Consider the following 24,988-nt stretch of genomic DNA (forward strand, 5'->3'; position numbering starts at 1 on the left):
CTCGATCATGACCCGGCGCGCGGGCGCCGGGCAACGCGTTATCCGAGCTCCTCGAACAGGGTGAGCTGCAGCCCGGCCGGTCCTTCCAGCCGGGAGTTGAGCGAGTTCCAGGGGGTGCGGACCGGCTCGGCGACGACCTCGGCCCCGGCCTGCGCCAGCCGTACGGTGGCCTCGCGGGAGTCGGACACCTCGAAGGCCACCCGGATGTGCCCCGCCACGCGGCGTCCGACCTCGACCTCGTCGATGAACTCGGCGTGCCCGGGGTCGGTGATCTCCAGGGTGGCGCGGCCGGCCTCCAGGATGGTGACCCGCCCGTCGGGGGAGGAGTAGGCGGCTCGTTCCGGCAGTCCGAGGACGTCGCGGTAGAAGTGCAGGGCGGTCTCGTAGTCCTCGGCCGTCACGACCAGGCGGAGTTCTTTCACGCTCATGAACAGCGACAAGCCGGGCCGAGCCCGCGCTATTCCGCCGGGTTCTCCAGCCAGGCGACGATGTGCCGGACGAAGCTGTCGGCGTGCGCGATGGGGCCGCGGTCGAGGGCGGCGACCAGGTGGGTGATCCCGAAGGTGGCGTCCCAGACGCGGGCCCGCCGGTAGGTGCCGGGGTCGACGGCGTCGCGGACGTTGGCCCAGCCGTGGATCCAGCCGAGGAAGGCGGCGTCCACCGCCGGGTCGAAGAGCTTGGCGCGGTCCCAGTCGAGTACGCCGATCAGCTTGCCGTCCGGGCCCCAGTGCACGTTGTGGCCGCCGAGGTCGCCGTGGACGAGTGCGTCGGGGACCTCCTCCAGGGCCAGGGCCGCAGCGAGTCGCCGTTCACCGTCCTCGCGCCACTCGGCGGGCAGGCGCGGGATGACCTCGCCGGCGAAGATGTCCATCCAGCGTTGCCCGCCCGGGTAGCCGCGTGGCGCGGGGACGACGGCCCGCAGTTCGGGGGTGACGGGCAGGTCGCGCAGGGCGGCGAGCAGGTCGGCGAACCGCGCCGGGTCGCCGACCCCGTCCGGGAGGGCGGTGCCGTCGAGCCAGGAGAGCGCGACCGCCGCGCGCTCGCCGAAGCGGGTGACCGGGGTGAGCGGCTGGGGCACCTCGAAGGGGAGCCCGGCGGCGGCGATCACCCGGAGCAGTTCGGTGCGGGCGGGCAGGGCCTCGGCCTCGGTGGGCCGCCGGCTCACCCTGACGGCGGCGACGCCGGGCAGCAGCACCACGTCGTGCAGCCCGCCGGTGAACAGCCGGGCCCGGTCGAGCCCGACCCCCGGCAGCAGGGCCTCGGCGATCTCCAGCAGGTCGGGCGTCATCCGCCCAACCTAACGTCCCGGCTGCTCAGAGGTACGAAGGCCCGGTCACCCGGTGCCGGAAGGTCCACCACACCCACGCCTGCGAAGCCACCAGGAACGGGATGATCCCGGCGATCACCGGAGCCAGGAAGGCCGGTCCGGTGGCCTCCAGCCGCACCGCACCACCGGCGATCACCACCAGGGCCGCCAGCGCCGCCGAGGTCAGCGCGTAGGCCCGCCACCCGGCCGAGCGCCCGGCCAGGACCGAGGCCCGCTCGCGCAGTTCCCCCCGCAGTCGCAACGAGGCGAAGGCCAGCCCGTGCACGGCCAGCAGCAACGCCACCAGCAACCCCGGCAGCAGGGCGACCGGCCCGCCCAGCCCGACCAGCGCGTCGCCGAGCAGGAGCCCGAGGCTGATCGCCAGCCCCCAGCTCCCGGCGACGATCGCCCCGTCCCAGACCAGCCGCCAGGTCGCACCGCTCAGCCGGCCGCGCAGCCACAGCCCCATGTCGCGGACGACCCAGGCGGCCAGCAGCCCGACGACTACCGCGTAGTTGCCGCTCAGCAGCTCGCCCTCGCCGGTCGGGAAGAGCCCGGTCAGCACGCCGGCGGTCGCCACCAGCCACACCTCGTTGCCGAGGAAGAACGGCGCGATGGCCGCGATCACCTCCCGCCGCTCGCCGGAGGTGCGCCCGAGGTACGGCAGGAGCATCCCGACCCCGATGTCCGCCCCGCCGAGCACGAGGTAGCCGATGGCGAAGAAGGCGAGGATCAAGGCTTCCATGAGGGCTCCTCAGTAGGTCAGGGCGGGTTCGGCGGCGGCCGGCAGGCGCTCGGCGCCGAGCATGACCGCGCCGGGCTCGCGCCGGGCGGTGCGCGCCAGCAGCCAGTAGTTGATGACGATGAGCACGCCGAACACGGCCGAGAAGGTGATGAGCGAGGTCAGCATCTGCCCGCGGGTGACGTCGGAGACGGCGTCGGCGGTTTTGAGCAGCCCGTAGACGGCCCACGGTTGCCGGCCGAGCTCGCGGAAGAGCCAGCCGCCGATGGTGGCGACGAACGGCAGCGGGATGCAGGCGATCAGCAGCCAGTGCCAGCCGCGCCAGCGGGCGACGGCGCCCTTGAAGAGCATGAGCACCGTGCTGAGCATCGAGACCAGCGCGAGCACCGCGTAGACCACCAGCATGACCAGCGCCGAGGTCGAGACCACCTCGACCGGCGGCAGGTAGTCGCCCGGTCCGTGGAGTGCGACCGCCTCGGCCTGCGCCTCGGCCAGCCGTTCGGAGCTGCCCACCCACGCGGCCACCTTGGTGGGCTGCAGGCTCTCGAAGGAGATGCCGCCGAAGGAGGCGGTCAGGGTGAGCGCGGCGAGGGAGAACCCGACGCCGAGCCGCAGCGACTTGCGGAAGAACTCCTGCTCGTGGGTGCGCCTGCGCAGGTGGTAGGCGCTGACCCCGGCCATGAAGAACGAGCCGACGACCAGCCCGGCGCCCAGCACGTGCCCGAAGGCGTTGATCGCCGCCGGGTTGGCCAGCAGCGCCCCGAAGTCGGTGAGTTCGAGCACCCCGCCGCGCAGCTCGTAGCCGACCGGCTGTTGCAGGAAGCCGTTCGCGATCATGATCCAGAAGGCCGAGGCGTAGGCGGTCAGCGTGACGATCCAGATCAGCGCCAGGTGCGCCCAGCGGTTCAGCCGGTTCCAGCCGAAGATCCACAACCCGAGGAAGGTCGACTCGACGAAGAAGGCGACCAGCGTCTCCAGCGCCAGCGAGGCCCCGAAGACGTTGCCCGCGAAGTGCGTCAGCCCGCTCCACGACAGCCCGAACTGGAACTCCATCACCAGGCCGGTCACGATGCCCATGGCGTAGTTGATGACGTAGAGCTGTCCCCAGAAGCGCACCATCCGGGTGTGCACCGGGCTGCCCGACAGGGTGGCGCGCGTCTGCACGATCGCCACCAGCGTCGCCAGCCCCAGGGTCAGCGCCACGAAGAGGAAATGGGCCCCCGCGGTGAGGGCGAACTGCAGCCGGGCGAGCTCTACCGTGTCCATGCCCCGATGGTGCTGGTACGGCTCCCGCCGCCGCGTCATGCCGGCGCGGGCACCGGCCCTACTCCGCGGGAGTTACGCCGCGCCCTGCCGTACCACTCAGGGGGTAAGCCAGCCGGGCGTGATCATGCCCGCCTCGTAGGCGAGCACCACGAGCTGGGCCCGGTCGCGGGCGGCCAGCTTGGTCATGATCCGGCTGACGTGCGTCTTCGCCGTGGCGGGGGACAGGATCAGCCGGGCGGCGATCTCGTCGTTGGACAGGCCGTGCCCGACCAGCACGAGCACCTCGCGCTCGCGTTCGGTCAGCCCGTTGAGCTCGGGACCGGGCTCGGGACGCTTGACCCGGCCGGCGAACTCGGCGATCAGCCGCCGGGTGACCGACGGGGCGATGAGCGCGTCGCCCCGGGCCACGACCCGGACGCCGTGGATCAGTTCGGCGGGCTCGGTGTCCTTGACCAGGAAGCCGCTGGCCCCGGCGCGCAGCGCGCCGTAGATGTAGTCGTCGAGGTCGAAGGTGGTCAGGATGATCACCTTGACCTCCGCCAGGCGGGGGTCGGTGACGATGCGCCGGGTCGCCTCCAGGCCGTCGAGCTCGGGCATGCGGATGTCCATGAGCACGACGTCGGGGCGCAGCTCGCGGGTCAGTTCGACGGCCTTGGTGCCGTCGCCGGCCTCGGCGATGACCTCGATGTCCTCCTCGTCGCTGAGGATGGAGCGGAAGCCGGCACGCACCAGCGTCTGGTCGTCGGCGAGCAGAACTCGGATCATTTCCCTCATTCTTCCTTCAGCGGCAGCGTCGCCACCACCCGGTACCCGCCCTCGGGCCTCGGCCCGGCCTGGAGGCTCCCGCCGAGCGCGGCGGCGCGCTCGCGCATGCCCTGCAGGCCGAACCCGGAGCCGTCGGCGTAGTTCGCCCCCGGCCCGGCGTCCTCCACGCTCAGCACCAGGGCGGCCGGCTCGCGGGTGACGGCGAGCGAGGCGGTGTCGCCGCCGGAGTGCCGGGAGACGTTGGTCAGGGCCTCCCGCAGGATGCGGGTCGCGGTGAGGTCCACCTCGGCGGGCAGGTCGGCCAGCGAGCCGGTGACCGTCGTGGTCACCCGCAGGCCGCTGTCGCGGGCCAGTTCGTCGAGGCGGGCCAGGCTGGCCGCCGGCAGCGTGGGCAGGTGTTCGTCCACCTGGCGCAACATGCCGAGCGTGCTGCGGAGCTGGCGGAGCGTCTCCTTGCTGGTCTCCTTGATCGTCTGCAGCGCGGTCTCGGCGTCCTCGGGGCGCTTCTTCAGCCCGTGCAGCGCCGAGCCGGCCTGGACGTTGATCATCGAGATGTTGTGCCCGATGACGTCGTGCAGCTCGCGGGCGATGCGCAGCCGCTCCTCGGTCTCACGCCGCCGGGCCTCCTCCTCCTTGGCGTGCTCGGCCTGGAGCAGGCGTTGCTCGACCTCGTGCCGGTAGGCGCGGCGGTTGCGCACGTAGGCCCCGGCGGCGATGGTGACCACCACGCCCTCGGCGATGGCCAGGAAGCTGGTGTTGTCGATGTGCCGCGGGCCGCCCATCTCGCCCAGGCCCATCGCCAGCAGCGCGGTCGCCCCGGTGGTGATCGCGGCCAGCAGGTAGCCCTGCTCGGCGGCGGTGTAGAGGGCGACGATCGGCAGGATGATCAGGGGGCCGTCCATGCTGGCGTACGGGTAGTACGCCAGCGTCGCGGCGGTGACGACGACCAGCGCGGCCACCGGGAAGCGCCCACGCCAGAACATCGCGCCGCACGCCACGAGGGGCAGCACGAAGTCGAGGAGCTCGGGGGTGCGTTCGGGTCTGAGTACGAAGGTCAGGGCCGTGCCGAGCACGACCGCCGCCACGACCACGATCGTCGTGATCCGCATACGCGTCACCCTAACCTGGGTAGGGGACAGGCATGTCAATCAAGGATCAACTGCGCGAGATCGACTCCGACCTCGCCAGTCTCAAGGCCACCCGCGACGAGCTGCGCGAACAGGTGGGCGACCCGGACGCCGGGGACTACATGGACCGCTCGTTGCTCCTGCAGCAGCTCGACGAGCAGGAGCGGCGCATCGGGGAGATGCAGGCCAGGCGGGAGGAGCTAGCCAAGCGCCTTGACGCGTAGCGGAGCGCCCACCTCGTGCAGGTGCCGCAGCGCCTGGCCGTAGGACGCCAGCAGGCCCGTCTCGCAGTAGTCGACGCCGAGCTCGGTGCAGTAGGCCCGGACGATCGGCTGCGCGCGGCGCAGGTGCGGGGTGGGCATGTTGGGGAACAGGTGGTGCTCGATCTGGTAGTTGAGGCCGCCGAGCGCGATGTCGACGAACACCCCGCCGCGCACGTTGCGCGAGGTCAGCACCTGCTTGCGCAGGTAGTCGAGGGTGGTCTCGCCGGTGATCGTGGGCATGCCCTTGTGGTTGGGCGCGAAGGTGCAGCCCAGGTAGAGGCCGAACAGGCCCTGGTGCACGATGATGAAGACGATCGCCTTGACCGGGGAGAGCACGGAGAAGATCAGCCCGAAGTACCACACGAAGTGGGCGGTCAGCAGTGCCGCCTCCAGCCAGCGCTGGCGGGCGTTGGGCCGCAGCAGCGCCTTGAAGCTGGCGATGTGCAGGTGCCAGGCCTCCAGGGTCAGGATCGGGAAGAACAGGATCGCCTGGTACTTGGCGACGAAGCGCGGCAGGCCGCGGCTCTCGGCCAGTTGGTCGCGCGACCACACGATGACCGAGGGCGAGACGTCCGGGTCGTGCTCCTCGTGGTTGGGGTTGGCGTGGTGGCGGGTGTGCTTGTCGGTCCACCAGTCCCAGCCCAGGCCGACGCCCAGGTTGCCGAGCAGCCGCCCGACCAGCGAGCTGGGCCGGCGCCGCCGGAAGACCTGAAGGTGCCCGAGGTCGTGGGAGACGAAGCCGAACTGCGCGAAGACGATCGCGAAGTAGACGGCGACGGCGATCTGCCACCAGGTGTCGCCCGCCCAGACGAACAGCGCCACCCCGGCCGCGAAGGCCAGCAGCCAGGCGCCGATCCGCACCGCGTAGTACGCCGGGCGCCGGTCAAGGAGCCCTTCCTCGTTGATCCGCCTCGCCAGGCGGGCGAAGTCACTTCCCCGCGCCTCGACCGCGCTTCTCGCCATCGAACCTCCCCAAATCGTGCTTGCGTTCTCGACGTAAGCACGTGGGTGATCGACGCCACGGGCCCCACCGACACTGTACGGCACGACTCGCCGTTCCTTACTGGGGCGAATTCGGCGGAAAGGCAACTGAGTCAGTCGCGGAAGATCACCTCGCCGGGCTGCACGATCTTCGCTCCGGCCCCGGCCAGCTCCTGCTCGACCCCGGCCGAGATCTCGGTCGCCGGCCGCCCGTCGTCGTAGGTGCCGTGGGCCCCGCTGACGAGCTGGACCTCGTGGCCGCGCCGGAGCGCCTCCAGCCCGGTCTCGCGCACGCACCACTCGCTCTGGAAGCCGGCCACCACCAGCCGGTCGCCCGCCGCCAGCAGGTCGCCGAGCTTCGTGCCGGTGAAGGCGTCGGGCACGAGCTTGTCGACCACCGGCTCGCCGGTCAGCGGCGGGTGCACCAGTTCCCACCCGTCGGTGCCGGGGCGGTCGGGGTCGAGCTCGCCGCCGTTGTTGCGCACGTGCACGACCCGGGCGCCGGCCGCGCGGGCACGTTCCAGCAGGTCCTCGATGGCCGCCCCGACCTCGGTCGCGCCCGGCGCGGGCGTCGGCGGGAGCAGCATGTTGCGCTGGACGTCGATGAGCAGAAGTGTCGTCATGCGAACACGCTATCGAATCAGCGACTCCGGTGTCAGCCGTCCGGTCAGAAGCAGCAGCAGGGTCGCGGTCGGCGCCTCGATCAGCCGGCCCTCGCCTTCGGTCCAGGTCGTGTCGGTGGCGACCAGCCGGTAGCCGGCCAGGTCCTTGCGCGGGTGGAACAGCCGCTTGCGCGCCCACAACCGCTCGCAGCCGGCCCGCGCCGCCTCCGCCGGCGTCTCCCGCGTCTGCCCCAGCGGCCGGGTGACGTCCTGCCAGTGCACCAGCACGTCGGTCAGCGCCTCGTACACCGTGGTCGTCGGGGCCAGCCGCCGCGACTCCGCCGCCCGCCGCATATCCGCCACCAGCCGCTCGTACGGCAGGCGAGCCTTCTCCCGCGCGGCGTCGCGGATGATCACGTTGAGGTCACCGCGGGCCCGGATCGCCGGCCCGAACAGCTGCCACCACCGCACCTCGGTCGCCAGCGGGACGTGCGCGATGACGTCGCGCACCCGCCACTCGGTGCACAGCGAGCGGCTCTCCCACTGCTCGGGCGAGAGGCCCTCGGCCCAGTCCGCCAGCTCGTGGCGCTGCCGGCGGATCTCCTTCCTGATCTCTTCCTCGGTCACGTCGCCCTCCCGGCACGGTAGACGGCCACCGGCCGCAGCAGCGCGGACGGATCGGTCAGGGGGTCGCCGTCGACGGCGACCAGGTCGGCGTCGTACCCGGGCCGGATCCGGCCCTTGCGGTCGCCGACGCGGCACACCCGGGCGGCCACCGAGGTGACCGCGCGCAGCAGGTCGAGGGGGGCATAGCCGATGCCGGCCAGCTGCTCCACCGCGTGCGGGAGCACCCCGTGCGGCTTGGGCGGCCCGACGCCGGCGTCGGTGCCGATCACGAAGGGCACCCCGCAGGAGTACAGCGCCTGCATGTTGGCGATCAGCTTCGGCAGGAGCGCGACGATGCGCGGCGGGGGCGGCCCGCCGACCGGGACCACGCCCGCGGTGACGGAGACCACCGTGCCCGCGCCGGCCAGCTTGCCGAGCAGGTCGAAGTCGGTCTCCACGGAGTCGGCGGTGAGGAAGGAGCAGTGCTCGACGGTGTCGAACCCGGCCTCCAGCGCGATGGCCACCCCCGGACGGCCGTGCGCGTGCCCGGCGATCGGCAGGCCCAGCGCGTGCGCCTCCTCGGCCGCCGCCCGAGCCTCGGCCAGGGTGAACTGGGCCAGGTGGGAGTGGGTGCCCTCGGTCATCTCGCCGCCGGTGAGCATCATCTTGACCACGTGCGTGCCGCGCCGGGCCCGCTCGCGCACGGCCTCGCGGATCTCGGCCTCGCCGGAGACCTCGCCGCCGAGCCACCAGCAGTGCCCCCGCACCGTGGTGATCGGCGGGCCCGCGGCCAGCACCTCGGGGCCGCCGGTGAGCTGCAGCGCCAGGAAGCCCCGGTCGCCCAGGTCCCGCACGGTGGTCACGCCCGCGGCCAGGTGCCGCGCGGCGGACTCGCGCATCAGCTCCAGCAACTCCTCGTCGCCGGCCGTGGTGAGCCGGGCGATCGGGTCGGGCCCGGCGTCGAAGGCCAGGTGCACGTGGCAGTCGACGAGGCCGGGCAGCAGCGTCGCCCCGCCCAGGTCGACCCGCGCGGAACCGCCCCGCGCCACCTCGGTGACGCGGCCGTCCCCGACGGTGACGACCTGGTCCTCCAGGAAGTCGTGGCCGTCGAAGAGGCGGCCGGCACGTATCGTGAGCATGCGACCACGGTCGCACGCCCGGCCGGGCGTGCGCCTGAGTAAGGGTTACTCAAGTGTGGCGAGCCGGTCGAAGAGCTCGATGGCGGCGTGCCGTACCTCCTCGGGGTTGAGCCCGTCCAGGGTCTGCCGGGCATGGGCGGCGTCGCGCGTGGTGGCGAGGGTGATGGCGACCGAGTGCGCCGCGGCCCGGTCGAGCGAGCCGGCGGGTGCCCGGTCGGCGAGCTCCTGAGCGCTGGTGGCGAGGTCGAGGTTGTCCTTCACGGTGGCTCCTTCCGGGGGGAGCCCATCACATCATCCCCGCCCGTCCCAGATCCAGCGGAGTCACGTGCTGGCCGCGTCGATCCAGTGGTCGAGGACGGCCGCGGCCCGGCCGGTGTCGACGGCCGTCGCCGCGCGGTCCATCGCCGCGGCCAGCCGTACGACGAGGTCCCGGGGCGTGGGCGCGCCCTCGGCGGCCACCAGCGCGGCGGCGGCGTTGAGGAGCACGATGTCGCGCACCGGACCCGGCTGCCCGTCCAGCAGCGCCCGGGTGACCGCGGCGTTGTGCGCCGGGTCGCCGCCGACGAGCCGGTCCGGCGTGGTGTACGGCAGGCCGAGGTCGGCGGGGTCGAAGCCGGTCTGCGTCACCGCCCCGTCGCGGACCAGCCAGACCGTGGACGGCCCGGTCGTGGTCAGCTCGTCGAGCCCGTCCTCGCCACGGAAGACCAGCGAGGAGCAGCCACGGCGGGCGAACGCCTCGGCCAGCACCGGGGCGAACCGCGCGTGGGCGACGCCGACCGCCTGGGCCCGGGGCCGGGCCGGGTTGATCAGCGGGCCGAGGAAGTTGAAGACGGTCGGGATGCCCAGCTCGCGCCGGGCGCGCGAGGCGAAGCGGAAGGCCGGGTGGTAGAACGGCGCGAACAGGAAGGTGATGCCGACCTCGGCGGCCACCCGCGCGGCCCGCTCGGCGGGCAGGTCGAGCGGCACGCCGAGCTCTTCAAGCAGGTCGGCGGCGCCGCAGGCGGAGGAGGCGGAACGGCCGCCGAGCTTGACCACCCGGGCGCCGGCCGCGGCGGCGACGATGGCGGCCATGGTGGAGACGTTGACGGTGTTCGCCCGGTCGCCGCCGCTGCCCACCAGGTCCACCAGGTCGCCGGGGACGTCGATCGGGGTGGCTTCGCGCAGCAGCCGGTCGGCCAGCCCGGCGACCTCGTCGGCGGTCTCGCCCTTGGCGCGCAGGGCGACGGCGAACGCGGCGATCTGGGCGTCGGCGGCGGCGCCGGTCATGATCTCCGCCATCGCCCAGGAGCTCTCCGCGGCGGTCAGCGAGTGGCCGGAGAGCAGTCGGGTGTAGAGCGAGGGCCAGGTCATGTCATGCCTTTCGGAGGTCGAGCCTCGACGAAGGGCATGAGAAAGGCCGCCTCACCGAGGCGGCCGGGACATCACGGGGACCGCCTAGGGGGCGGGCCACCAGCGACGGTTCGTGATCACGTGTGCGACCCTATCCCATGCCGGGGAAATACGGCGAGGCCGCATGGTGTTGAGCTGGACGTTGAAACTTCAACTAGTTCCACGGGGAGTGGTTCGGCATGATGCAGTTCGGGATCTTCACCGTCGGTGACGTCACCACCGACCCGACGAACGGACGCACGCCGAGCGAGCACGAGCGGATCAACGCCATGGTCGCCATCGCGCTCAAGGCCGAGGAGGCCGGGCTCGACGTCTTCGCCACCGGCGAGCACCACAACCCGCCCTTCGTCCCCTCCTCACCCACGACCATGCTCGGCTACATCGCGGCCAAGACGGAGAAGCTGCTCCTGTCCACCGCGACCACGCTGATCACCACGAACGACCCGGTGAAGATCGCCGAGGACTTCGCGATGCTCCAGCACCTGGCCGGCGGCCGGGTGGACGTGATGATGGGCCGCGGCAACACCGGCCCGGTCTACCCCTGGTTCGGCAAGGACATCCGCGACGGCATCCCGCTGGCGATCGAGAACTACGCCCTGCTCCGCCGCCTGTGGACGGAGAAGGTGGTGGACTGGGAGGGCACCTTCCGCACCCCGCTGCAGGGCTACACCTCCACGCCCGCGCCGCTCGACGGCGTCGCGCCGTTCGTCTGGCACGGCTCCATCCGCAGCCCGGAGATCGCCGAACAGGCCGCCTACTACGGTGACGGCTTCTTCGCCAACAACATCTTCTGGCCGAAGGAGCACTTCCAGAAGCTCATCCGGCTCTACCGGCGGCGCTTCGCCCACTACGGGCACGGCACCGAGGAACAGGCCATCGTCGGCCTGGGCGGCCAGGTGTTCATGCGCAAGAACTCCCAGGACGCCGTCCGCGAGTTCCGGCCCTACTTCGACAACGCCCCGGTCTACGGGCACGGCCCCTCCCTGGAGGAGTTCATGGCCGAGACCCCGCTGACCGTCGGCAGCCCGCAGCAGGTCATCGAGCGGACCCTGAAGTTCCGCGAGCACTTCGGCGACTACCAGCGCCAGCTCTTCCTGGTCGACCACGCCGGTCTGCCGCTGAAGTCGGTGCTGGAGCAGATCGACCTCCTCGGCGAGGAGGTCGTGCCGGTGCTGCGCAAGGAGTTCGCGATCGGCCGGCCCGCCTCCGTGCCGGACGCCCCCGTCCACCCCCGCCTCAAGCAGCTCGTGAAGGAGTCCCGATGAAGCTCGTCGTCGTCTCGGCCGGTCTGAGCGTGCCCTCGGCCACCCGGCTGCTGGCCGACCGGCTGGCCGAGGCCACCGCCGGCCGGCTGCCCGGCCTGGAGGTCCAGGTCGTGGAGCTGCGCGACCTCGCGGTGGAGATCGCCAACAACTTCGTGACCGGCTTCCCCGCCGCCAAGCTCCGCGCCGCGATCGACGCGGTGACCGAGGCCGACGCGCTGATCGCGGTCACCCCGATCTTCACCGCCTCCTACAGCGGGCTGTTCAAGTCGTTCTTCGACGTCATCGACGACACCGCCCTGGTCGGCAAGCCGGTGCTCATCGCGGCCACCGGCGGTACGGCCCGGCACTCGCTGGCGCTGGAGCACGCGTTGCGGCCGATGTTCGCCTACCTGCGTGCCGTGGTCGTGCCGACCGCCGTGTACGCGGCGTCGGAGGACTGGGGCAACAGCGACGGGCTCGCGAGCCGGATCGACCGGGCGGCCGGAGAGCTGGCTGCCCAGCTCGAAGGGCGGCCCGCGGCCAAGCCGGCCGAGGAGTTCGTCGCCTTCGAGCAGCTCCTGAACGGGCAGAACGGCAACCGCCGGCACCTGCGCGCGGACAACGTCACCGGATAGCCGGCTAGCCGGGCGTGAGGGCGCGGCGGTAGACCGCGATGCGGTCGGCCGGGCTGTCCAGGCAGCAGCTCGCGCACTTCCCGCCGTCCTCGGCGGTGTAGTAGAGGCAGCAGGTGTTGCGCAGGTAGAACAGCCCCGACCGGTCGCCCTCGGCCAGCCGTACCACCTGGCCCAGGCGGTCGAAGTCGGCCGGAGCCGCGGCCAGGAACCGCTTGTAGGCCGCCTCCAGCAGGTCGACGTCGGCGTCCGGCCGCCGGCTGGCCGCGCAGAAGGCCATCGCGCAGCCGAAGGCGGCCCCGCCCCTGAGCTGGCGCATCCCCGCCTTGGTGGCGGCGCGCATCGAGCCGGCCAGGGGTTCGAGGTGCTCGCCGAGCACCTGGCGGACCACCAGGTCCAGCCCGCGCCCGAGACGGGCCTCCCGCACGGCGACGGCGTCGAAGCCGTGCTCCGCGCCGAGCCGGATCAGCACGTTGCCCGGCCCGAGGTCGGGGAACTCGTCGAACAACGCCCACGACAGCAGCGCCGAGGTGGTCACCGTGCTGGCGTAGACGGCCATCACGGTCAGCGCGGTGGCGTGCGCCGAGACCTGGCCGCTGGCCATCCGCTCGGCCTCCAGCACCGCCGCGAGCTCGGGCGAGGCGGGGTCGAGCAGCCGGTCGGCGGGGATCCAGCTCCCGTCCGGGTCCGGCTCGACCGTGAGCCGGAACCGCTCGCCGTACCCGGCCAGCTCGGCCAGCGTCTCGTCGAAGCCACGCATGGCCTTCATACCCCCTGGAGGTTCCGGTGCCGTCGGCGGAACCCTAGCACCGGCTCACCAGGCGCAGCGGAAACCCATGTGCCCGGTGGCCGAGTCGGGGGTGTTGGCGGTGCGGGCGGCCACCCGGTAGCGGTTGCAGTAGGAGTCGTGGCACAGGTACGAGCCGCCACGGATGACCTTGTGCGTGGCGTCCCAGGCGTCCGCGGTCCACTCCCAGACGTTTCCCACCATGTTGTAGAGGCCGTAGCCGTTGGGCTGGAAGGACTTCACCGGCATCGTGCCCCGGCTCGGCGCGGTCGGGAAACGGCCCTGCCAGATGTTGCACCGCGCCCGGCCGCCCGGCGCGAGCTCGTCGCCCCACGGGTACCGCTTCCGCTCCAGGCCGCCGCGCGCGGCCCGCTCCCACTCCGCCTCGGTCGGCAGGCGCTTGCCCGCCCAGGAGGCGTAGGCCCCGGCGTCGTGCCACGACACGTGCACGACCGGGTGGTTCTGCCGGTCGGCGATGCTCGATCCCGGGCCCTCCGGCGACCGCCACGTGGCCCCCTCGACCCCCACCCACCAGGGCGCCTGCGGCACCGTCGCGTCCATCACCCCGCGCGAGGCGAACTGGCGGAAGACGAACGACCAGCCGATCCGCTCGGCCTCGGTGACGTAGCCGGTCGCCTTCACGAACGCGGCGAACTTCGCATTGCTCACGCAGACCGGGTCGATACGGAACGGCTCCAGCCGTACCTCCCGCACCGGGCCCTCGCCGTCGCCGGGCCGCGCGTACTCGTCCTCGTTGCCCATCAGGAAGGTCCCGCCGGGAATCGGCACCATCCCGCTCGGCGGCTCGCCGCCGCTCCGGTCAAGTCCACGGTACGGCGCAGCCGCGGCGGGCAGCGCCTCCGCGACACGAGCCGGAGAGCAACAGGCCTGCTGGTCGGTCATGCGGACTACCTTATGGTGGCCGGTACGGTATGAAATGACCATGCAGTTGCCGGACCTCACCCCCGCCTGGCACCGGCCGGAGGTGCTACGGGCCGGCCTGGTCGCGCTCTGCCTGGCTCTGGCGGTGCACCTGCTGCCCGGCCTGCCCTCCGCTTCCGGCCACCCCACCCTCCTGGCCGCCGCCTCCGCCCTCGACCGCCCGGCCACGGCTGGGCCGTACTTCCAGGTGCGGCTGACCGTCACGCAGACCTTCGACCTCGGCGGCTACCGGCTGCGCGAGACCTTCAGCACCGACCGCGTCTACGACCTGACGCTCGGCAAGATGGCCGAGCGGCTGCTGCCGCCGCGCCTCGTGCCCGAGGACGAGGCGGCCTGGGCCCGCGCCGGCCGGCCGATCCCGGCGGCGGCGCTGAGCAGCGGCTCGATCGCGCCGGAGCCGGTGGTGCGGCGGTGGCGGCGGCACGACGGCTGGAAGATCGGGCCGATGACGCTCGACGGCGTCCAGGTGCGCGGCCTCGACCCCACCGAGGCGTCGCTGCGCCGCTGGATCGACGCCGGGCTCACCGACCTGCTGACCGCGCCGATCTCGCCCGCCCTGCGGGCCCGGATCTACCGCGACCTCGCCGGCCGGCCCGGCTTGCGCGTGGAGCGGGTGAGCTTCGACGGCCGCCCCGCCGCGCGGGTCCGGCTCGGCCCGGCCGACTTCCACCTCGACCCGGCCACCGGCGCCTACCTGGGCACCCAGCAGGCCGGCGACCCCGCCCGCCCCGATCTGCCGATCGGCTACCGGCAGCGGGTGGACCACCTCGGCTTCACCGAGACCCCGCCTTTCGAGATTCCCGCCTGAAGGCGGTCACACTTTCGCGGCGGCGTCCGTCAGAGAGATGACGGGAAGATTCGATAGGGAGTCACCACATGATCGACAGTTTGTCCTCCGCCGTCCGTGGCCGCGTCCTGCTCGCCGGGCAGGACGGGTTCGACCAGGCGGCCCGCGCCTGGAACCTCGCCGTGGCCCAGCAGCCGGCCGCCGTCGTGGAGGCCGCCGACGCCCAGGACGTCGCCGCGCTGGTCCGCTTCGCCCGCGAGGCCGGGCTCGTCGTCGCCGCCCAGCCGAACGGCCACGGCGCCAACGGCAACGCCACCGGCGCCATCGTGCTGCGCACCCACCGCCTGGACGACCTGCACGTCGACCCCGACACCCGCACCGCCCGCGCGGGCGCCGGCGTGAAGTGGGGCGCCGTCCTGACCGAGGCCGCCAAGCACGGGCTCGTCGCCCTGGCCGGCAGCTCGCCGGTGGTCAGCGTGGCCGGCCTCACCCTCGGCGGCGGCGTGAGCTGGTTCGGCCGCAAGTACGGCTGGAGCGCCGACTCGGTCGTAGCCTTCGAGGTCGTCACCGCCGAGGGCGAGCTCGCCCGCGTCACCGCCGGCACCGACCCCGACCTGTTCTGGGCCCTGCGCGGCGGCGGTGGCGACTACGCGCTGGTCACCGCCATCGAGTTCCGCCTGCACCCGGCGCCCGTGCTGTACGGCGGGCGGATGGTCTGGCCCGGGACGCAGGCCGCGCCCCTGCTCGACCGCTTCCGCGAGGTCACTGCAACCGCGCCGGACGAGCTCGCCCTCTGGTACAGCGTGGTGCAGTTCCCCGGCCAGGACCCCATGGCCGTCCTCGACCTCACCTACCTCGGCGACGCCGCCGAAGCCGCCGAACTCCTGCGGCCCTTCGAGGCGCTCGGCGCCCCCGTGCACGACAGCCGCGGCCTGATCTCGGCCGCCGACCTGGGCGCCATCACCGCCGAACCCACCGACCCCTCGCCCGGCAAGGCCCGCGCGCTGCTGCTCGACTCCCTGGACGACGTGCCCGCCGTCCTGCTCGACCAGCCGCTCGCCCCGCTCGTCGGCTTCCAGGTGCGCCACCTCGGCGGCGCCTTCGCCCAGCCGTCCGACAGCCCGCACGGGCCGCTGACCGAGCCTTACCTGCTGTACCTGCTCGGCGTGGTCTTCTCGCCGGACATCGCCCCGGCGCTCGACGCCCGCCAGCAGGCCGTAACCGACGCCCTCGCCACCCACGCCGGGCCGCGCAAGCCGTACACCTACCTGTCCGGCACCGACCGCGCCGCCGACGCCTTCAGCCCGGACTCGCTGGAGCGGCTGCGCCAGATCAAGCAGGCCCGCGACCCGCACGGCCTCATCCGCGCCAACTTCCCCGTCCTCGACTGACCCACCAGGCATCCCCCGGGGCCGACACCGGAGAGCAAGGACATCTGAAACCGTGCCCGGGGGCTGACACTGGAGGCATGGACATCACCTTGGTGCTGGGAGACCTGACCGACCAGCACGCCGACGCCGTCGTCAACGCCGCCAACTCCACCCTCCTCGGTGGCGGCGGCGTCGACGGCGCCATCCACCGCCGCGGCGGCCCCGACATCCTCGCCGCCTGCCGCGAGCTCCGCACCACCCGCTACCCCCGCGGCCTCCCGCCCGGCCAGTCGGTAGCCACGCCCGCCGGCCGCCTCCCGGCCCGCTGGGTCATCCACACCGTCGGCCCGGTCTACTCCCGTGAAGAGGACCGCTCCGCCGTCCTGGCCTCCTGCCACCGCACCGCCCTGCACGTCGCCGACGAGCTCGGCGCCACCAGCGTGGCCTTCCCCGCCATCTCCACCGGCGTCTACGGCTGGCCCCTGGACTCCGCCGCCCGCATCGCCGTGGACACCGTCCGCACCACCCCGACCCAGGTGACCGACCTCCGCTTCGTCCTGTTCTCCCCGGACGCCTACGCCGCCTTCGCCAGAGCCCTGGACTCCTAGCTCACGGTACTAGAGCGGGCTGACGCGGCGGTGGAGGAGGCAGAACTCGTTGCCCTCCGGGTCGGCCAGGACGTGCCAGGAGACGTCCGGGCCCTGGCCGACGTCGATGGGGCGGGCGCCGAGGTCGAGCAGGCGGCGCAGTTCGGCCTCCTGGTCGCGGTCGGTGGCGTTGAGGTCGAGGTGGAGGCGGTTCTTGACGGTCTTGGGGTCGGGGGTGCGGGCCAGGATCAGGGTGAAGGGGGACTCGGGGGAGCCGAGCTCGACCAGGTCCTCCTCCTCGGCGATGACCTCGAAGCCGAGGACCTGGCGCCAGAAGACGGCCAGGCTCCGGGGGTCCGCGCAGTCCAGGGACAGTTCGGTGATGCGGCAGGCCATGGTCCAGTATGCACACACGAGATCACCACGGCCGGGTTCCGTCGGGTAGGGTCGAGGGGTCGCGTGTCGCCGGCCGGGAGGACGGGGGCGGCATGGAGGCACCGTACCTGGGGATGATGTCGTGTCTACACACTTCACAGGCCGCACCTGAGCTAGCCGCGCTTCGCCGCGCCTCCACTCACGCCCGATGACGCATCGCCCGTGAGCCTTCTCTCTAAATGATCTTTGCGCCGTTTTCGCGTGGGCCCATGCTTGGCCGCGCGGGCGGTCGCTTCGTGTACCCGTCTGGAGTCTTCTTTGTCGTTCACGCACATCCCCGTCACGTCCGCCGAGGCCGCCGAGGTCACGGCCACCATCATGGCCATGCAGGCCGAGCCGCCCGTCCTGCCCGCCGACGCCGACCTCACCCCGGTGCTGCCCGGGCTCGCCACCTGGGTCACCGCCCCCGGTACGGCCGGCCGTACCGGAGTGACGGTCTACGTCCACGGCGGCGGGTTCGAGTACACGAACCCGCACCTGGAAACGGTCATGGCCTACCGCCTGTCGGCGGCCACGGGCCGGCCCGCGCTCCGGGTCGAGTACCGGCTCGCGCCCGAGCACCGGTACCCGGCCGCCCTCGACGACGTGCTCGCCGTCTACCGGGCCCTGCTCGACCGGGGCGTGCCCGCCTCGGAGATCATCCTGGCCGGTGAGTCCGCGGGGGCCACGCTGGTGCTGTCGGCGCTGCTCGTCCTGCGCGAGGCGGGCGAGCGGCTGCCCGGCGGCGCGCTGGCCGTCTCCCCGCAGACCGACCTGGCCCTCACCGGCGCGTCCATCGACGCCAACGACGGCAAGGACTTCGTCAACCGGGCCGTCCTCGACCACGTCCGCACGCAGTACCTCGCCGGGGCTAGGCCCGACGAGGCCCCCCAGTCCCCCCTGTACGGCAAGCCGCACGGCCTGCCGCCCCTGTTGCTGGTGGCGGGCACCGCGGAGGTGCTGCTCGACGACGCCCGCCGCTTCGCCGAGGCGGTCGCCGCGACGGGCGGCCCGGTGGAGCTCGACCTGTACGAGGGCCTGCCGCACGCCTTCCACGCCACGATGCTGGCCGCCACGCCGGGCCCGGTCGCGGCGACCCTGCTGCGCCGCATCACCGAGTGGACGGAACGTTTGCCGCAAATCGGGTGATGATCGCCCTGTAGAGCACCTTGAGCTCGGCAGAAGGGCGCCTCCCTCATGCGGTGGGACTCACTCGGCTGGCGCGACCCGCAGTTCCTGGCCTCCCGGCCCAGCGGCGAGCGGGTGCGCCGGTTCGTGGCCATGTTGCTGATGCTGCAGCGCCTCAGCTACCTGCTGCCCGCCGCGTCCAGCCTGTTCGCCGTCGAGCAGCTCTTCATCGACCGGGGCCGGAACGCGGCGCTGCTGGGTCTGGCCCTGGCCTGGAACGTCACGCTGTTCCTGTGGGTCGCACGGCGCGGCTGGTTCGCGCCGTGGGCGGTGGTCATCGACGTGGCGGTCACGTGCGTCCTGCTCGTGGGGGTGACCGGGGGCTGCCTGCCGGAGTCCGGCACGTGCGAGACCAACTGGTCCTCGCACGCCCTGCTCGCCACCGGGGCGCTGATCGGCGCGGTGAGCGAGCGGCCGGCGCAGTTCGCCGCGCTGCTGCCGCCGATCGTGGTCTACGCGCTCGCGCACGCGGCCGACCTGGGCCAGCGCTTCCCGGCGGCGCTGGAGCTGGCGGTGCGGGTCAACAGCTACGTCTGGTTCGCGATCATCGTCTTCTTCATCCGCCGCTACCTGGCCGCCCAGGCGACCCGGCTGGACCGGCAGGTCGAGCAGCGGCTGGCGGCCGAGGCGGCCGAGGCAGCCGAGCGGGCCCGGCTGGCGCACTACCGGGAACTGCATGACACGGTGCTGGCGACGCTGATCGCCATCGCCCGCGGCGGGCTCGACCACCACACCGAGGAGGTGCGGCGGCGATGCGCGGCCGACGCGGCGTACGTGCGGGCGCTGCTCCGGCAGGACGCGGCCGGGCCGGCCAGCGGTTTGAGCAACGGCCTGGCGCGGGCCGTGGCCAGGGCGGCCGGGCTCGGCCTGTGCGTGAGCTACGCGGCCGAAGGGGTGCCAGAGGACCTGCCCGCCGAGGTGGCGACGGCGATGACGGAGGCGGCGACGGAGGCGCTCAACAACGTGGCCAGGCACTCGGGGGAGCGGGAGGCCTGGCTCACCGCCGTCGTGCTGGACGGCGTGGTCACCGTACGGGTGGTCGATCGGGGCGCCGGGTTCGAGCCGGCCGGGATGACGCCCGGCTACGGGTGGGGGTCCTCGATGGCCGGGCGGATGCGCGAGGTGGGCGGCGCCGCGACGGTCATCACGGCGCCCGGCGAGGGGACCTGCGTGGAGCTCAGGTGGCCAGACCGTCCTCTCTGACCCGGTCGGCCAGTTCGAGCTTGGTGTAGGCGGGTCGTCCGGCCCTGCGGTACTTGTCCTTGACGCGTTCCAGGTAGTTCTTGGCGGTCCCGGGCTGCACCCCGGCGCTGCGCGCGGCCGCGGTGAGGGTCATGCCGGAGGCGTAGGCGAGCAGTACGGCCCGCTCCTGGGGCGAGAGCACCGGCCGGTCGCTGTCCCGGTCGGCCAACCAGCCCAGGGCGAGCTCGGGGGAGATGGTCACCTGCTCCCGCGCCACCTCGCGGATCTTCCGCACCAGCGCCACCAGGTCGTGGTCCTTGGTGATGTAGCCGCTCGCCCCGGCCTCGACCATGCGCCTGGCCATGTCGCCCGAGGTCACCGCGCTCACCACGAGCACGCGGCGATGCAGGCGCACCAGCGTGCGCACGTTGTCCACCGGGTCGGAGCGGTCGGCCAGCAACAGGTCGAGCAGCACGACGTCGGCCGGCGCCCGTTCGGTGGCGAGGAGTTCGGCCACGGTCGCCGCGCAGCCGGCCAGCCGTACGTCGGGGACGCCGGCCAGCCAGGCGGCGAGTCCCTCGATGAGCATGCGGTCGTCGTCGACCAGCGAAACGGTGATCACGACCGTCTTTCTCATATCCCGATTGACCTGTCAAGTGCGCAGTTATGGCGGCTACCGGTCAACGAACTCGCGGCGGATCCTGACGCCAAGTCCGACATGTCCGACCAAGGAGGAAGCATGACCGTGACCCTCGACAGGGCCGAGGAGATCATCGCCGCCTGGCGGGCGGGCGAGGAGCCGGACAGCCCGGCCGGCCCGCTGCTGCCCGGCCTGTACGCCGAGTCCGAGATCACCATGACCGGCCCCGGCTACTCCGGCAAGTGCGGGACCGCCTGCTCGGGCTCCTACACCCGCTACTGCTGCTGAGCGGGGGCGGGAATCCATGGCCGGTGAGTTCGACCCCCCGTTGGACGTGCTGCTCGGACCGGCTCTGGCCGACCTGGAGGCCCGGCTGGGGGCGCTCACCGGCCTCGCTCCGGCCGAGCGCGACGCCATCCTCGACGGCGCCACGCGCTCGCTCGACGAGGACGTCCGCCGGAAGATCACCCGGTTGCTGGTGCTGGAGCTCAACGCCGCCCGGCTGGCCGGCCGGCTGACCGGCGCCGACCCGGCGGCGAGGTGGGCGGAGTGGAAGCGCTCCGTCGCGGAACCCGCCTTCTGGCAGGCGCTGGCCGAGCCGTACCCCAGCCTGCTGCCCAGGCTCGCGACGGTGATCGGCAACCGGTGCGAGGCGGCCCACCGCTTCGCCGCCAGGTTCGCCGCGGACCGCGCGGCGCTGGCCACGCTCCCCGGCGCGCCGTGGGGCGCGCTCACGCGGGTCGACTTCGGCGCCGGCGACAGCCACCGGGGCGGCCAGAGCGTCATCCTCGTGCACGGCGAGGACGGCCGGGTCATCTACAAGCCGCGCTCGCTGGCGGTGGACGCCGCCCTCGCCGGCCTGCTCACCCACCTCGGCCTGTCCACCATGCGCGTGCCCGCCGTGGTGACCAGGCAGGAGTACGGCTGGGCCGAACACATCGAGCACCGCCACTGCGCCGACCCCGCCGAACTGCGCGGCTTCTACCGCGGCATGGGCCACTGGCTGGCCCTCATGCGCCTGCTCGGCGGCAGCGACCTGCACGCGGAGAACCTCATCGCCGCCGGTCCGAACCCGGTGGTCGTCGACTGCGAGAGCCTGTTCACCCCCGTCGTCAAAGCCCGGCCCTCAGGGTACGGCGAGGCCTTCGACCTGGCCGTGGAGCTGGTCGACACCTCGGTCATGCGCACCGGCCTCCTGCCCGGACGCGGCGTGGCGCTCGGCTGGCGCGGAGTCGACATGTCGGCGGCCGGCGCGCTGCCCGGCCAGCAGCCGCAGATCGAACTGCCGATCGTGCTCGGCGCGGGCACCGACAGCCCCCGGATGGGCACCGAACGGGTGGACCTGCCGCCGGCCGCCAACCACCCCAGCCCGTCGCCGGTCCTCGGCCAGTACTGGGACGTGATCCTCGCCGGGTTCGACGAGCTCGACGAGCGGCTGGGCGAACTCGACCGGTCCGGCAAGCTGGAACCGCTGCTGTCCGGCTTCGCCGGCTGCCCGGTCCGTGCGGTGTTGCGCTCCACGGAGTCGTACGCCGAGCTGGGCCGCATGCTCTGGCACCCCGCCGCGCTGCACGACGAGACCCCGGCGCGGGCCAAGGCCGCCGCGTTGCTGGCCAAGATGTCGCAGAACGTGCCCGGCGCGCCGGGCGACGCGGCGATCATCGCGGCCGAGGTGGACGAGCTGTGCCACGGCGACATCCCGATGTTCGACACCACCCCGCGGTACGGCGTGCTGACCGGGCCGGCCGGGACGCGCTGCGGCCCAGAACGCGACCTGATCGCCGAGGCGCTCGACCGCTGGCGGGCCCGCGAGCACGGCCTGGACCGCCGCGTCGCGCAGGCCGCCCTGGTCAGCGCCTACCTCAGCGAGGGGTGGATGCCCGAGGACGCCCGCCTGGTCACCGGCCCGCTCCGCACCACCGACCTGGACCAGCGGCGACGGGCCGCGGCGGCCGGCATCATGCGTGGCGTCCTCGACAGCGCCGTCCGCGGCGCCGACGGGACCGTCACCTGGATCACGCCCACCCTCAACCCGACCGGCTGGGCCGTCCAGCCCCTGTCCACCGACCTGTACGGCGGGGCGCACGGAGTGGCCCTCCTGCTGGCCGCCTACCTTCGGGAGAGCTCTTCCGGGCGGGCTGAGCCGGTTGACGGGGTGCCGGAGCTTCTGGAAGCGGTCCTGCGCACCCTTCGCCGGACGGAGGACCAGGACGCGGCCAAGCGGGGGGAGGCCATGCGGCTGCGGCCTGACCCGCCTGGGGCTTACCTGGGGGTTGCCTCGCAGGTTTGGGGGTGGCTGCTGCTCCGCGACCTGGATGTCACCGATCTGGACGCTTCTCGTGATGAGGCGCTGACCAGGGCTGTGGCCCTCGCCGAGTTGCTGCCTGCCGCGATCGAGGCCGATGACAGCTACGACCTGCTCTCCGGCATGGCGGGAGCGATCGTCCCCCTCCTACGCCTGGCCGAACGAACCGGCCAGACCCGATGGTCCGACCTCGCCCACTCCATCGGCACCCGCCTCGCCGGCCTGGCCGTCACCCGGTCCGGAGGCGTCTGCTGGCCCAGCCCCCGCTTCCCCCAGGGCCTCGGCGGCCTGGCCCACGGAGCCACCGGCATCGGCTGGGCCCTGTCCCGCCTCGACGGCTTCCAAGAGCTCGCCGAGGCCGCCTTCACCTACGAGGAAACCCTGTACGACCCCCGCCAGCTCGGCTGGGTGGACCTGCGAGGCGACGGCTTCACCGCAGCCGCCTGGTGCCACGGCGCGGGCGGGGTCGGCCTGGTCGCCGCCGACCAGCTCGGCCGCACCGGTGACGAGATCTGGCGCGACCGCCTGGCTCGGGCCGCCGCCTCCTGCTGGGCCGACGGCACCGGCTGGAACCACACCCTCTGCCACGGCGACCTGGGCTCCTGGGAGGTGATCGAGCTGGCTCGCGCCGCAGGGGTCGCCCCGGTGGCGCAGGAACGGCTCGCCGCGCACATCCTGGGCAGCCTGGAAACCAACGGCCCGATCAGCGGACTGGCCCGCGACGCCTTCTCACCCAGCCTCCTGCCCGGCCTGGGCGGCGTGGCCTACCAACTCCTCCGCCTCCACCCCGAAGCCCACCTCCCCTCCCTCCTCCTACCAGATCTTCCCTCCCCGGATCGCCTCCCTCCGGAGCCGATGTGACCGACCCTGCCCCCGACACCCCGGCCCCCACGGACGAGATCGTCGCCCCCTACTGGCATCTCGACCGCCAGGAGGGCCCAAGCCGCACCCTCGCCATAGCCCCCATCCTCCGCCTGATCTGGACCGCAGGCCCCCGCCCGGCCCTGGCCATCGTCCTCCTCCAACTGACCGCCGGCGCAGCCACCGCCAGCGGCCTCCTCGCCACCACCTCCGTCCTCCACACCCTCCTCACCGCCCCCGACCGCCTCCCCGCCGCCCTCCCGGGCCTGGCCCTGCTCGCCACCCTCCTGACCCTCCGCGCCGCAGCCGAGGCCGCCGTCGAGATGGCCCGCGCCCGCCTCGAACCCGCGCTCCGCCGTACCGCCGAGGAACACCTGATGGCCGCCGCCCTGGGCGTACAACTGGGCGACTTCGACGACGTCGACTTCTACGACGGCCTCCACCGAGCCCGCGACCGCGGCCTGTTCCACCTCGACCGCGCCGCCGCCAATCTCGTCGACCTGGTCGGCGCCGCCTGCGGGGTCGTCGCCGCCGCGGTCGGCCCGGCCGTCCTGCACCCGCTGCTCCTGCCGATCCTGCTGGTCAGCGTCCTGCCCGAGTCCTGGGCGGTGCTCAGGGCCGCCCGGCTCGGCTACGCCGGGATGCGCAGCATGGTCACCCTCAACCGCCGCGTCGAGCTGCTCGGCGAGCTCGCCACCGGCCGTGAGCCCGCCGCCGAGTTGCGGGCCTGCCAGGCCGAGCCGTACGTCCTGGCCGAGTACCGGCAGGCGGCCGACCAGCTCAAGGCGCAGGAGACGCGGGTGGGCCTGGCGATGGCGCGCACCCGTACCCTCGGCCGGGCCGCCGGTGGCCTGGCGATGCTCGGCGTGCTGGCCGTACTCGGGGCGATGTTGCAGGCGGGCTGGCTAGCCCTGGCCGCCGCGGGCACGGTCGTGATCGCCGTCCGGGTGGCGGCGGCCGCGCTCAAGCAGCTCGCCCAGGCGGCCAATCAGCTCTTCGAGCAGGTCATGTACGTCGCCGACTACCACGACTTCCTCGCCGACGCCGCCGCGCGCCGCCGTCCCTCCGGTGGTACGGCAGCGCCCCGCGCCCCCGAGCGCATCACCCTGCACGGCGTCACCTTCACCTACCCCGGCGCCGGACGGCCCGCGCTGAGCGACATCGACCTCACCATCCACGCCGGCCAGACCATCGCCCTGGTCGGCGAGAACGGCTCCGGCAAGACCACCCTCGCCAGGCTGCTGGCCGGCCTCTACCGACCGACCTCCGGGACCGTCCGCTGGGACGGCCTCGACACCGCCGGCCTCGATCCGGTCACCCTCGCCGACCGGGTCGTCCTCGTCCCGCAGCACCCCGTCCGCTGGCCGCACGACGCCCGGACCAACGTCCGCATGGGCCGCCACGACCGCCGCGACCCCGACGACCAGGCCCTGACCGAGGCCGCCTCTCTCGCCGCCGCCGACACCGTCATCGCCGACCTGCCGCAAGGCTGGAACACCCTGCTCTCCAAGCAATTCAGGGGCGGCCACGAGCTCTCCGCCGGCCAGTGGCAGCGCCTGGCTGTCGCCCGCGGCCTCTTCCGCGACGGCCCCCTGCTCATCTGGGACGAACCCACCGCCCCACTTGACGCCAAGGCCGAGTACGCCGTCTACGAGACCCTCCGCAAGATCGCCGGCGAACGAACCGTCCTGCTCATCACCCACCGTCTCACCTCGGTACGGCACGCCGACCGCATCTTCCTCCTGCACCGCGGCCGCATCACGGAGGCTGGGACGCACGACGAACTCCTCGCCCTGTCGGGCCACTACGCCGAGCTCTACGCCCTCCAAACCGGCACAACCCCCCAGCAATGCCCATGAGCCC

General features: G+C 73.1%; 27 protein-coding genes. 11 read left to right on the plus strand and 16 right to left on the minus strand.

The window, feature by feature from the left end:
- Positions 1 to 38: 38 nt before the first annotated feature.
- From AB0I67_RS13590 to AB0I67_RS13615, 6 genes are all read right to left on the minus strand, one after another.
- The gene (locus tag AB0I67_RS13590) at positions 39 to 428 is read right to left on the minus strand and encodes a VOC family protein (protein ID WP_357922563.1); all 390 of its coding nucleotides are present in this window, start codon (positions 426 to 428) and stop codon (positions 39 to 41) included.
- A gap of 29 nt (positions 429 to 457) precedes the next feature.
- A complete protein-coding gene (locus AB0I67_RS13595) occupies positions 458 to 1,288 on the minus strand; it encodes an aminoglycoside phosphotransferase family protein (protein WP_357922565.1) in 831 nt (276 codons plus the stop codon).
- Positions 1,289 to 1,313: 25 nt separating this feature from the next.
- A complete protein-coding gene (locus AB0I67_RS13600) occupies positions 1,314 to 2,051 on the minus strand; it encodes a cytochrome d ubiquinol oxidase subunit II (RefSeq protein ID WP_357922568.1) in 738 nt (245 codons plus the stop codon).
- Between the two features lie 9 nt (positions 2,052 to 2,060).
- Positions 2,061 to 3,314 (minus strand): cytochrome ubiquinol oxidase subunit I, encoded by a 1,254-nt coding sequence (locus AB0I67_RS13605; RefSeq protein ID WP_357922570.1) that lies wholly within the window; start codon positions 3,312 to 3,314, stop codon positions 2,061 to 2,063.
- A gap of 96 nt (positions 3,315 to 3,410) precedes the next feature.
- A complete protein-coding gene (locus AB0I67_RS13610; protein WP_357922573.1) occupies positions 3,411 to 4,079 on the minus strand; it encodes a response regulator transcription factor in 669 nt (222 codons plus the stop codon).
- A 5-nt stretch (positions 4,080 to 4,084) separates the two neighbouring features.
- Positions 4,085 to 5,188, minus strand: coding sequence for a histidine kinase (locus AB0I67_RS13615; RefSeq protein WP_357922576.1), 1,104 nt, complete (start codon positions 5,186 to 5,188; stop codon positions 4,085 to 4,087).
- A 32-nt stretch (positions 5,189 to 5,220) separates the two neighbouring features.
- Between AB0I67_RS13615 and AB0I67_RS13620 the strand changes: the two genes are divergently transcribed.
- Positions 5,221 to 5,430, plus strand: a complete 210-nt coding sequence (locus AB0I67_RS13620; RefSeq protein WP_357922579.1) for a hypothetical protein — start codon at positions 5,221 to 5,223, stop codon at positions 5,428 to 5,430.
- Here the strand turns inward: AB0I67_RS13620 and AB0I67_RS13625 are convergent.
- The 6 genes from AB0I67_RS13625 to trpD all read right to left on the minus strand — a co-directional run bounded on the left by AB0I67_RS13625 (position 5,407) and on the right by trpD (position 10,147).
- Positions 5,407 to 6,432: an acyl-CoA desaturase gene (locus AB0I67_RS13625; RefSeq protein ID WP_357922582.1), complete on the minus strand. Its 1,026-nt coding sequence runs from the start codon at positions 6,430 to 6,432 to the stop codon at positions 5,407 to 5,409. The two genes, AB0I67_RS13620 and AB0I67_RS13625, sit on opposite strands and share 24 nt — an antisense overlap.
- A 131-nt stretch (positions 6,433 to 6,563) precedes the next feature.
- Complete coding sequence (locus AB0I67_RS13630; protein ID WP_357922585.1) at positions 6,564 to 7,073, minus strand: isochorismatase family protein; 510 nt, start codon at positions 7,071 to 7,073, stop codon at positions 6,564 to 6,566.
- A 9-nt stretch (positions 7,074 to 7,082) separates the two neighbouring features.
- Positions 7,083 to 7,679, minus strand: a complete 597-nt coding sequence (locus tag AB0I67_RS13635) for a maleylpyruvate isomerase family mycothiol-dependent enzyme (protein WP_357922587.1) — start codon at positions 7,677 to 7,679, stop codon at positions 7,083 to 7,085.
- Entirely contained in the window at positions 7,676 to 8,797 is a 1,122-nt protein-coding gene (locus tag AB0I67_RS13640) for an amidohydrolase family protein (protein WP_357922589.1), read from the minus strand. Before AB0I67_RS13640 ends, AB0I67_RS13635 begins: the two co-directional genes overlap by 4 nt.
- Positions 8,798 to 8,842: 45 nt before the next feature.
- Complete coding sequence (locus AB0I67_RS13645; protein ID WP_357922591.1) at positions 8,843 to 9,058, minus strand: hypothetical protein; 216 nt, start codon at positions 9,056 to 9,058, stop codon at positions 8,843 to 8,845.
- Between the two features lie 60 nt (positions 9,059 to 9,118).
- A complete protein-coding gene (gene trpD / locus AB0I67_RS13650) occupies positions 9,119 to 10,147 on the minus strand; it encodes an anthranilate phosphoribosyltransferase (protein WP_357922594.1) in 1,029 nt (342 codons plus the stop codon).
- Between the two features lie 221 nt (positions 10,148 to 10,368).
- Between trpD and AB0I67_RS13655 the strand changes: the two genes are divergently transcribed.
- Together AB0I67_RS13655 and AB0I67_RS13660 are read left to right on the plus strand one after the other, a co-directional pair.
- Entirely contained in the window at positions 10,369 to 11,451 is a 1,083-nt protein-coding gene (locus AB0I67_RS13655) for an LLM class flavin-dependent oxidoreductase (RefSeq protein ID WP_357923319.1), read from the plus strand.
- Positions 11,448 to 12,065, plus strand: coding sequence for an FMN reductase (locus AB0I67_RS13660; protein ID WP_357922597.1), 618 nt, complete (start codon positions 11,448 to 11,450; stop codon positions 12,063 to 12,065). Before AB0I67_RS13655 ends, AB0I67_RS13660 begins: the two co-directional genes overlap by 4 nt.
- A 4-nt stretch (positions 12,066 to 12,069) precedes the next feature.
- On the opposite strand, the gene AB0I67_RS13665 is transcribed toward AB0I67_RS13660, so the two are convergent.
- Both AB0I67_RS13665 and AB0I67_RS13670 read right to left on the minus strand, forming a co-directional pair.
- Complete coding sequence (locus AB0I67_RS13665; protein ID WP_357922600.1) at positions 12,070 to 12,831, minus strand: (2Fe-2S)-binding protein; 762 nt, start codon at positions 12,829 to 12,831, stop codon at positions 12,070 to 12,072.
- Positions 12,832 to 12,876: 45 nt separating this feature from the next.
- Positions 12,877 to 13,752 (minus strand): formylglycine-generating enzyme family protein, encoded by an 876-nt coding sequence (locus tag AB0I67_RS13670; RefSeq protein WP_357922603.1) that lies wholly within the window; start codon positions 13,750 to 13,752, stop codon positions 12,877 to 12,879.
- A gap of 40 nt (positions 13,753 to 13,792) precedes the next feature.
- Between AB0I67_RS13670 and AB0I67_RS13675 the strand changes: the two genes are divergently transcribed.
- The 3 genes from AB0I67_RS13675 to AB0I67_RS13685 all read left to right on the plus strand — a co-directional run bounded on the left by AB0I67_RS13675 (position 13,793) and on the right by AB0I67_RS13685 (position 16,556).
- A complete protein-coding gene (locus tag AB0I67_RS13675; protein ID WP_357922605.1) occupies positions 13,793 to 14,599 on the plus strand; it encodes a hypothetical protein in 807 nt (268 codons plus the stop codon).
- 68 nt (positions 14,600 to 14,667) lie between these two features.
- Positions 14,668 to 15,969, plus strand: coding sequence for an FAD-binding oxidoreductase (locus tag AB0I67_RS13680; protein WP_357922608.1), 1,302 nt, complete (start codon positions 14,668 to 14,670; stop codon positions 15,967 to 15,969).
- Positions 15,970 to 16,046: 77 nt separating this feature from the next.
- The gene (locus AB0I67_RS13685; RefSeq protein ID WP_357922611.1) at positions 16,047 to 16,556 is read left to right on the plus strand and encodes an O-acetyl-ADP-ribose deacetylase; all 510 of its coding nucleotides are present in this window, start codon (positions 16,047 to 16,049) and stop codon (positions 16,554 to 16,556) included.
- Between the two features lie 9 nt (positions 16,557 to 16,565).
- On the opposite strand, the gene AB0I67_RS13690 is transcribed toward AB0I67_RS13685, so the two are convergent.
- Positions 16,566 to 16,931, minus strand: a complete 366-nt coding sequence (locus tag AB0I67_RS13690; RefSeq protein ID WP_357923320.1) for a VOC family protein — start codon at positions 16,929 to 16,931, stop codon at positions 16,566 to 16,568.
- A gap of 297 nt (positions 16,932 to 17,228) precedes the next feature.
- Between AB0I67_RS13690 and AB0I67_RS13695 the strand changes: the two genes are divergently transcribed.
- Positions 17,229 to 18,098, plus strand: a complete 870-nt coding sequence (locus AB0I67_RS13695) for an alpha/beta hydrolase (protein WP_357922614.1) — start codon at positions 17,229 to 17,231, stop codon at positions 18,096 to 18,098.
- 48 nt (positions 18,099 to 18,146) lie between these two features.
- Positions 18,147 to 19,340 carry an ATP-binding protein gene (locus AB0I67_RS13700; RefSeq protein WP_357922617.1) on the plus strand — a complete coding sequence of 398 codons (1,194 nt, stop codon included), beginning with the start codon at positions 18,147 to 18,149 and terminating at the stop codon, positions 19,338 to 19,340.
- Here AB0I67_RS13700 and AB0I67_RS13705 read toward each other — a convergent pair.
- Positions 19,315 to 19,956, minus strand: a complete 642-nt coding sequence (locus tag AB0I67_RS13705; protein WP_357922620.1) for a response regulator — start codon at positions 19,954 to 19,956, stop codon at positions 19,315 to 19,317. The two genes, AB0I67_RS13700 and AB0I67_RS13705, sit on opposite strands and share 26 nt — an antisense overlap.
- Before the next feature lie 102 nt (positions 19,957 to 20,058).
- Here AB0I67_RS13705 and AB0I67_RS13710 point away from each other — a divergent pair, with 102 nt between their 5' ends.
- Genes AB0I67_RS13710 through AB0I67_RS13720 form a run of 3 tightly spaced genes read left to right on the plus strand, consistent with a single transcriptional unit; the run spans position 20,059 to position 24,984 of the window.
- A complete protein-coding gene (locus AB0I67_RS13710) occupies positions 20,059 to 20,247 on the plus strand; it encodes a DUF6229 family protein (protein WP_357922623.1) in 189 nt (62 codons plus the stop codon).
- Between the two features lie 16 nt (positions 20,248 to 20,263).
- A complete protein-coding gene (locus AB0I67_RS13715) occupies positions 20,264 to 23,125 on the plus strand; it encodes a type 2 lanthipeptide synthetase LanM family protein (RefSeq protein ID WP_357922626.1) in 2,862 nt (953 codons plus the stop codon).
- Complete coding sequence (locus tag AB0I67_RS13720) at positions 23,122 to 24,984, plus strand: ATP-binding cassette domain-containing protein (RefSeq protein WP_357922629.1); 1,863 nt, start codon at positions 23,122 to 23,124, stop codon at positions 24,982 to 24,984. Before AB0I67_RS13715 ends, AB0I67_RS13720 begins: the two co-directional genes overlap by 4 nt.
- Positions 24,985 to 24,988: the final 4 nt, after the last annotated feature.

Source organism: Nonomuraea sp. NPDC050310, from assembly GCF_040655795.1.
GTDB lineage: Bacteria > Actinomycetota > Actinomycetes > Streptosporangiales > Streptosporangiaceae > Nonomuraea.

Coding starts and splice junctions, on each gene's coding strand:
- AB0I67_RS13675 (WP_357922605.1), top strand. CDS start 13,793: ATGCAGTTGCCGGACCTCACCCCCGCCTGGCACCGGCCGGAGGTGCTA.
- AB0I67_RS13625 (WP_357922582.1), bottom strand. CDS start 6,432: ATGGCGAGAAGCGCGGTCGAGGCGCGGGGAAGTGACTTCGCCCGCCTG.
- AB0I67_RS13655 (WP_357923319.1), top strand. CDS start 10,369: ATGCAGTTCGGGATCTTCACCGTCGGTGACGTCACCACCGACCCGACG.
- AB0I67_RS13670 (WP_357922603.1), bottom strand. CDS start 13,752: ATGACCGACCAGCAGGCCTGTTGCTCTCCGGCTCGTGTCGCGGAGGCG.
- AB0I67_RS13600 (WP_357922568.1), bottom strand. CDS start 2,051: ATGGAAGCCTTGATCCTCGCCTTCTTCGCCATCGGCTACCTCGTGCTC.
- AB0I67_RS13680 (WP_357922608.1), top strand. CDS start 14,668: ATGATCGACAGTTTGTCCTCCGCCGTCCGTGGCCGCGTCCTGCTCGCC.
- AB0I67_RS13660 (WP_357922597.1), top strand. CDS start 11,448: ATGAAGCTCGTCGTCGTCTCGGCCGGTCTGAGCGTGCCCTCGGCCACC.
- AB0I67_RS13610 (WP_357922573.1), bottom strand. CDS start 4,079: ATGATCCGAGTTCTGCTCGCCGACGACCAGACGCTGGTGCGTGCCGGC.
- AB0I67_RS13700 (WP_357922617.1), top strand. CDS start 18,147: ATGCGGTGGGACTCACTCGGCTGGCGCGACCCGCAGTTCCTGGCCTCC.
- AB0I67_RS13665 (WP_357922600.1), bottom strand. CDS start 12,831: ATGAAGGCCATGCGTGGCTTCGACGAGACGCTGGCCGAGCTGGCCGGG.
- AB0I67_RS13590 (WP_357922563.1), bottom strand. CDS start 428: ATGAGCGTGAAAGAACTCCGCCTGGTCGTGACGGCCGAGGACTACGAG.
- AB0I67_RS13615 (WP_357922576.1), bottom strand. CDS start 5,188: ATGCGGATCACGACGATCGTGGTCGTGGCGGCGGTCGTGCTCGGCACG.
- AB0I67_RS13595 (WP_357922565.1), bottom strand. CDS start 1,288: ATGACGCCCGACCTGCTGGAGATCGCCGAGGCCCTGCTGCCGGGGGTC.
- AB0I67_RS13705 (WP_357922620.1), bottom strand. CDS start 19,956: ATGAGAAAGACGGTCGTGATCACCGTTTCGCTGGTCGACGACGACCGC.
- AB0I67_RS13715 (WP_357922626.1), top strand. CDS start 20,264: ATGGCCGGTGAGTTCGACCCCCCGTTGGACGTGCTGCTCGGACCGGCT.
- AB0I67_RS13605 (WP_357922570.1), bottom strand. CDS start 3,314: ATGGACACGGTAGAGCTCGCCCGGCTGCAGTTCGCCCTCACCGCGGGG.
- AB0I67_RS13640 (WP_357922589.1), bottom strand. CDS start 8,797: ATGCTCACGATACGTGCCGGCCGCCTCTTCGACGGCCACGACTTCCTG.
- AB0I67_RS13620 (WP_357922579.1), top strand. CDS start 5,221: ATGTCAATCAAGGATCAACTGCGCGAGATCGACTCCGACCTCGCCAGT.
- trpD (WP_357922594.1), bottom strand. CDS start 10,147: ATGACCTGGCCCTCGCTCTACACCCGACTGCTCTCCGGCCACTCGCTG.
- AB0I67_RS13710 (WP_357922623.1), top strand. CDS start 20,059: ATGACCGTGACCCTCGACAGGGCCGAGGAGATCATCGCCGCCTGGCGG.
- AB0I67_RS13690 (WP_357923320.1), bottom strand. CDS start 16,931: ATGGCCTGCCGCATCACCGAACTGTCCCTGGACTGCGCGGACCCCCGG.
- AB0I67_RS13685 (WP_357922611.1), top strand. CDS start 16,047: ATGGACATCACCTTGGTGCTGGGAGACCTGACCGACCAGCACGCCGAC.
- AB0I67_RS13630 (WP_357922585.1), bottom strand. CDS start 7,073: ATGACGACACTTCTGCTCATCGACGTCCAGCGCAACATGCTGCTCCCG.